The organism is Azospirillum sp. UFLA03-27, from assembly GCF_059803775.1.
In genome coordinates this window covers 1-6,323 of sequence record NZ_JAUQTX010000321.1, presented here as the reverse complement: position 1 = coordinate 6,323, position 6,323 = coordinate 1, and the positions used below count along the sequence as shown (strand labels likewise).

The window sequence follows — 6,323 nt, the reverse complement described above, 5'->3', positions numbered from 1 at the left end:
GCGTATAATCGTCGGCAGCGTCAGATGTGTATAAGAGACAGCTGTGCGGGTGGCGGTGGTGGGGCTGTTCGTCATCGCGCTGCTGTTCACGCTGTATTTCGGGCGCGACGTGCTGCTGCCGATCATGCTGGCGCTGATCCTCAGCCTTCTGCTGCGCCCCTGCGTGCGCGGCCTCTACCGGCTCGGCCTGCCGGAGGCGCTGGGCGCGGCGGTGGTGGTGATCGTGGTGTTCGGCGCCGGGCTGGGGGCCATCTTCACGCTGGCGACCCCGGCCACCGAATGGGTCAACCGGATGCCCCGCGTGGTCCACGAGTTGGAGTTCAAGCTGGGCGACATCCGCGAAGGGATCGACCGCGCCCGCGAGGCCTCCCGCCAGATCGAACAGATGGCCTCCGACCGCAACGGTGCGGCACGGGAGGTGGTGGTGCGCGGCCCGTCGCTGGCCGAGCAGGTGCTGCATCAGGCGGAGGCGGTGATCGCCAACGTGGTGATCCTCCAGGTGCTGCTCTATTTCTTCCTGGCCCGCGGGCGGCAAAGCCTGGAGGCGCTGATCGGCACGATGCGCGACGTGGACGACCGCGTGCATTACGCCATGGTCGCCGCCACGGTGCAGCAGAACATCGCCGCCTATCTGGCGACCATCACGGTCATCAACATCGGGCTCGGACTCGCGACGACTCTGGCGATGTGGCTGTGGGGGGTGCCCAACGCGGCGCTGTGGGGAACGCTCGCCGGACTCATCAACTACGTCCCCTTCATCGGGCCGGCGGTGATGACGGCGGTTCTGTTCCTGGTGTCGGCGCTCAGCTTCGACGGGAGCCTGAACATCTTCGGGCCGCCGCTGACCTTCGTGGCGCTGACCATGATGGAGGGCAACTTCCTGACCCCGATGATCGTCGGTCGGCGGCTGGCGCTCAATCCCATCGCGGTGTTCGTGTCCATCCTGTTCTGGGGCTGGATGTGGGGCATTCCCGGCGCGCTGCTGGCGGTGCCGATCCTGGCGATCCTGAAGATCCTGTTCGACGCGCACGAGCCGCTGAAGCCAATCGGCGCCCTGCTGGGCTGACGCTCCGGCCGCCGTAGCTCTGGCCGGGGCGGCCCCGCCGTGGCATGGTCCGAGGGAGGAAACGACCGGATGGGAGGTGGGGTGATGGTGCTCAGCGGCCTGACGCTCTTCGTCATCGCGCTCCTGATCTTCGCGCTGGCGCTGGTTCTGCTGGGGGTGCGAACCGTGGCGCAGGGTCAGGAATGGACGGTGGAGCGGTTCGGCCGCTACACCCGCACGCTCCAGCCCGGCCTGCATCTGATTCTCCCGCTGATCGACCGCATCGGGCGCAAGCAGAGCATGATGGAGACGGTGCTCGACGTGCCCTCGCAGGAGGTCATCACCCGCGACAACGCCATGGTCACGGCGGACGGCGTGGTCTTCTTCCAGGTGATCGACGCCGCCAAGGCTTCCTACGAGGTCAACAACCTGGAGCTGGCGATCCTGAACCTGACCATGACCAACACCCGCACGGTCATGGGCTCGATGGACCTCGACGAACTGCTGTCCCAGCGCGACCAGATCAACGCCCGCCTGCTCGGCGTGGTGGACGAGGCGACCAGCCCCTGGGGCGTCAAGGTGACGCGCATCGAGATCCGCGACATCCAGCCGCCGCGCGACCTCGTGGACAGCATGGCCCGCCAGATGAAGGCGGAGCGCGACCGCCGCGCCTCCATCCTGGAAGCGGAGGGCCAGCGCCAGGCGGCCATCCTGCGGGCGGAGGGCGCCAAGCAGGCCGCCATCCTCCAGGCCGAGGGCCGGCGCGAGGCCGCCTTCCGCGACGCCGAGGCGCGCGAGCGCTCCGCCCAGGCGGAGGCCGAGGCCACCCGGCTGGTCTCCGACGCCATCGCCGGGGGCAGCGCCCAGGCCATCAACTATTTCGTCGCCCAGCGCTATGTCGATGCTCTGACGGCGGTGGCCGCCGCCCCGAACCAGAAAGTGCTGTTCATGCCGCTGGAGGCCGCCAACGTGATCGGCGCCATCGGCGGCATTGCGGAAATCGCCCGCGAAGCCTTCCCGAACCGCCCGCCGAACCAACCGGCGCCTTCCGGAACGGCCGCCGCCCCGCCGCTGGCACCGCGCAGCCCCTGGAATCGCGATGAACGGAATCGCGACGACCGGAATCAGGACGAGCCGAACAGGCGCGATGCGCCGATGCCGCCGGAGTCGTAAGATTGGGCGAAACCCCGAAGGCGGACCCGCAATGATCGAATTCTGGCACTGGTGGGTTCTGGCCGTGCTGCTGGGCGCGCTGGAAACAGTGGCGCCAGGGGCGGCCTTTCTCTGGCTGGGCGGGGCCGCCGCTCTGGTCGGCTTTGTGCTTCTGGTCTGGCCGTCGCTGCCGTGGGAGCATCAGGGACTGCTGTTCGCCCTGCTCGCCATCGCCGCGCTGGTGGGAACCCGCTTCCTGTCCCGCGGGTCAGCGCATACGACGCACACGCCGCATCTGAACCGCCGGACGGCGCAATACATCGGGACGCTGCACACGCTGGACGGCCCCATCGTCAACGGGCGGGGCCGGGCGAACATCGGCGACGGGCTCTGGACCGTCGAGGGACCCGACCTCCCCGCCGGAACCCGCGTCCGCATCGTCGGTGCCGAGGGCACTCTGCTGAAGGTGGAGAAGGCCTAGGCGCCAGCCGAAACGGCGCGTCGGGGCTTCGGCCAGATCGTGCCGGATCTGTTCGGCGTGGCGTTCCAGCCGTTGTGCCAGAGCGTCCATCCTGCCGTCGCCGGTGGCCGCCGCGCGCTCCGCCGCCTGACGGCTGAACGCTTCCAACTCCCGCGCCATGGCGCGGTAATCGGGAACGGCGCCTCTCGATCCGGAAGTCCCGTCCATGGCCTCGCCATGCTGCATTGCCACAAATTACGAGGGTATGCTGGCACAGCGTGGAAGCGTCTGGAATCGGGCTTACGGCGGGTCCGGCTTCTCTTTCGGCACAGCGGCCAGGGATGCCTGGCTCTTCGGCCTATACCGTTCCGGAGAGTGGAGATGTCAGTCGATCAGTTCGTCCAGGGTCGCGCGGACGACCTGCACGATCTCGCCGCCGAAGTGGCCCACGCCAAGGTCGCGGGCGCCGACGATGATGGACAGTTCGCGCTCCGTCGTAGGGGCGAAACGGGCGATTTCCGGCACCAGCTCGTCCGACAGGATAGCGTCGCGCGACAGCCCTTCACGGGCGGCCGCGCGATCCCGCCAACCGTTGAGGGCGGCGTTGATCGCGGCTTCGATCTGGAGGGATTCCTCCTTGCGCTTCAGATCCTTGTAAAGGACGAGAACACGCCAGCCGCCGTCGGCGTAGGCCGTGTCGATGCGCTGCACCTCGACCGTGCGCAGGAAGGAGGAGAGGTGCCCCTGGGCCTCGTCCGCGCTCGCGTCGGGGATCGTGAAGGTGCGGATTTCGGTGCTCATCCTGTGCCTCGATGCGTGCCTCGTCTTTCGCGCAAGACTACACGAAAGCGTCCGTATCCGGCTACTCCGGCACGATCCGGACGGATGCCCCCTTCGTCATAGGAAAACATGGCGGCACACGGGACCCTGCTCCCTCCCGGAGCGTTTGAGTCATAGGACACCGCGCATCACTTGGGCGCGTCGCTTGGGCGCACCGCTGGGAGGAGCAGAGGGACCATGACCGGGCCTGTTGAACCGCAAAAGCACCGGAAGGAAAGGAGCGGGCCGCAAGCGAAGCCGCGGCGCTTGTGGATCACCCTTCTGGCGGTGTTCCCCGCCCTGTTCGCGGCCGGGACGGCGGGGGCCTTCTGGACCGGTTACAGCCTCCATGACCGGCCCTTCGCCTGGTACAACAGCAACCGCATCGCTGCGACGGCGGAGCGGGCGGCGCGGGACCTGTCCCCCGTCGTGGTGGTGGCGCTGGGTGATTCGGCGCTGCGCCACGCCACCCTGGATGAACCCGGCATGGCCGCGCTGGCGGCGAAGCACGGGGTGGAAAGCCTGCATTTCCTGCGCATCGTCCACGACCACGCCCGGATCGAGGACTTCGAACCGCTGCTGGGGGACGTGCTGAAGCTCAAGCCGGCTTTGGTCCTCCTGGACGTGGACCTGCTGTTCGCGGAGCGCAGCGACTTCGCCGGCTTGCGCCGCTACGGCTACCACCTGACCGAGGTGGCGATGCTCGGCCGTTCCTACCTGCCCGACCAGAGCACCCTGCAATACGCCAAGCCGTGCCACGCCGTCGGCCCGCAGGGCTGGACCGCCGCCGCCGCCGACCGTTGGGTCGAGACCCGCGACGACGCTGTCCGGATGAACAACGACTCGCCCGCCTTCGAGCGGGTGCGCCGTTTCGCCGATCAGGCGCGCGCCGCCGGGGTCGGAATCGCCCTGCTGCTTCCGCCCCGCCCGGCGGCGGTGGAGGAAAAGCTGTACGGCGCGGGCAACGGCTACCGCCCGGCGGCGCTTGACCGGCTGAGCGGGCAGGCCGACCTGCCGCTCTGGCGTTTCCCCGACTCGGCGCTTTCCAAGCCGGCCAAGGCGTCGGCCTTCTGCCGCAACGGCATGCTCGGACCGGAGGGCCGCGATGCCTATTCGGCATGGCTGGCCGGCGGGATCGCCGAACGCCTGTCGCATCCAAGGGTGGAAGAGGCCGCTCTGCAGTAAAAGTTGGCCCATCCCCGCCCGATGACCCGGTGCCGACACGGCAGCGTCATCAAAGTGCAATTCCCTGCGACCTAGAATGCGCCCGCATCCCCGCCGGACCCAGACCCACTGGCCCGACCGGCGGGGGATTGCGCCTCTCTTCGGCCACGGGTGAACCACAGATGAGCGCCGCCATGGATTTCTCCGTCCGCGAGGCCCCGGCCAGCACCGAGATCGTGCTGAGCGGGCGCATGACCTTTGCCGACCACGACACCTTCCGCAACGTGATCGCCACCTTCGAGCGCCCGGCGGGGCACCGGGTGGTCTTCGACCTGTCGCGGCTCGACTTCGTCGATTCCTCCGGCCTCGGCATGTTCATCATCGCCCGCGACACCGCGCAGCGGCGCAACCTGGACTTCGCGATCCGCGGCGCCCGCGACGAGGTGCGGCGCCTGATCACGATCGCCAAGTTCCACACCATGTTCAACATCGCCGACTGACGCGGCGGGAACGGACGCGATGGGGCACGCCCGCGCCATGACGGTGCCGCCCGGCACGGACGCCGCCGCTCCGCCGCGCCCCGCCCGCCCCGGCGCCGGTGCGTCGGTCTACGGGATGGAGCTGGGCATTCCGCTCGGCGGCTGCCGGGTGCTGATCGCCGACGACAGCGCCTTCAACCGCCGGACGCTGACCCGCTTCCTGCAATGGGCCGGCATCACCCAGGTCGCCTTCGCCTCCTCCGCGGAGGAGGTGATGGAGCGGCTGGAGAGCTTCGCCCCCGACCTGCTGCTGCTCGACGCCGCCATGCCGCGGATGGACGGGATCGGCGTCTGCCGCAGCCTGCGCGGCGACCCGCGCTGGCGCGACCTGCCGATCCTGATGCAGAGCGCTCTGCACTCCGACCAGATGAGGACGGTCTGCTTCAGCGCCGGGGCGACCGACCTGATCGCCAAGCCGATCAACCCCGGGGAATGCATCGCCCGCGTGCGCTATCACCTGGAGCGCCGGTCGATGGTGCAGGAGCTGCGCGCCTTCCACGAGCGGGTGGAGCGCGACCTGCGGCAGGCCCGCGCCATGCAGCTCGCCCTGGTCCCGGAGGCGGCGGAGCTGGCTGGCCTCGCCGAGCGGAACGGGCTGGCGGTGGATTCGGTCTTCCGCGCGTCGGACGAGATCGGCGGCGATTTCTGGACGGCCTTCGCGTTCGATGAAAGCTGCGTCGGGGTCTTCGCCGCCGACCTGTCGGGCCACGGCATCGCCGCGGCGATCAACGCCTTCCGCCTGCACACGCTGCTGACCCGCACCCCGCCGGAGGAGTTGCGCGATCCCGCCCGCCTGTTGCGCCAATTGAACGGTCGGCTGTGCGAGATCCTGCCGCTGGGCCAGTTCGCCACCGCCTTCTACGGGGTGATCGACCGGGCCGACGATACGCTGCTCTACGCCGCCGCCGCGTCGCCCAGCCCCCTCCTGATGACCAACTTCGGCATCCAGCCGCTGGACGCCTCCGGCCCGCTCCTCGGCGCCTTCCCGGACTCGGCCTATACGAACCAGCGCGTGCCGCTGCGGCGCGGCGACAGCCTGTTCCTCTATTCCGACGGGCTGAGCGAAGCCCGGGACGCCGAGGGCGCCATGCTGGGCGAGGACGGCCTGCTCCGTCTGGCCGAGCGGGCCGTCCTCGCCCAGCAC

7 protein-coding genes are annotated in these 6,323 nt (G+C 69.3%); 6 read left to right on the top strand and 1 reads right to left on the bottom strand.

Annotated elements, in window-relative coordinates:
• Positions 1–58 precede the first annotated feature (58 nt).
• The 3 genes from Q4I23_RS29425 (at position 59) to Q4I23_RS29415 (ending at position 2,678) form a co-directional block, all read left to right on the top strand.
• The gene (locus tag Q4I23_RS29425; RefSeq protein WP_498528567.1) at positions 59–1,066 is read left to right on the top strand and encodes an AI-2E family transporter; all 1,008 of its coding nucleotides are present in this window, start codon (positions 59–61) and stop codon (positions 1,064–1,066) included.
• A gap of 84 nt (positions 1,067–1,150) precedes the next feature.
• Complete coding sequence (locus Q4I23_RS29420) at positions 1,151–2,218, top strand: SPFH domain-containing protein (RefSeq protein WP_498528566.1); 1,068 nt, start codon at positions 1,151–1,153, stop codon at positions 2,216–2,218.
• 31 nt (positions 2,219–2,249) lie between these two features.
• Entirely contained in the window at positions 2,250–2,678 is a 429-nt protein-coding gene (locus Q4I23_RS29415) for an NfeD family protein (RefSeq protein WP_498528565.1), read from the top strand.
• Positions 2,679–3,041: 363 nt separating this feature from the next.
• On the opposite strand, the gene Q4I23_RS29410 is transcribed toward Q4I23_RS29415, so the two are convergent.
• Positions 3,042–3,458: an HRDC domain-containing protein gene (locus Q4I23_RS29410; protein ID WP_498528564.1), complete on the bottom strand. Its 417-nt coding sequence runs from the start codon at positions 3,456–3,458 to the stop codon at positions 3,042–3,044.
• A 285-nt stretch (positions 3,459–3,743) separates the two neighbouring features.
• Here Q4I23_RS29410 and Q4I23_RS29405 point away from each other — a divergent pair, with 285 nt between their 5' ends.
• The 3 genes from Q4I23_RS29405 to Q4I23_RS29395 all read left to right on the top strand — a co-directional run.
• Positions 3,744–4,661: a hypothetical protein gene (locus Q4I23_RS29405; RefSeq protein WP_498528563.1), complete on the top strand. Its 918-nt coding sequence runs from the start codon at positions 3,744–3,746 to the stop codon at positions 4,659–4,661.
• A 161-nt stretch (positions 4,662–4,822) separates the two neighbouring features.
• Positions 4,823–5,140 carry an STAS domain-containing protein gene (locus Q4I23_RS29400; protein ID WP_498528562.1) on the top strand — a complete coding sequence of 106 codons (318 nt, stop codon included), beginning with the start codon at positions 4,823–4,825 and terminating at the stop codon, positions 5,138–5,140.
• A 19-nt stretch (positions 5,141–5,159) separates the two neighbouring features.
• A partial coding sequence (locus Q4I23_RS29395; RefSeq protein ID WP_498528561.1) for a PP2C family protein-serine/threonine phosphatase occupies positions 5,160–6,323 on the top strand: 1,164 nt, incomplete at its 3' end.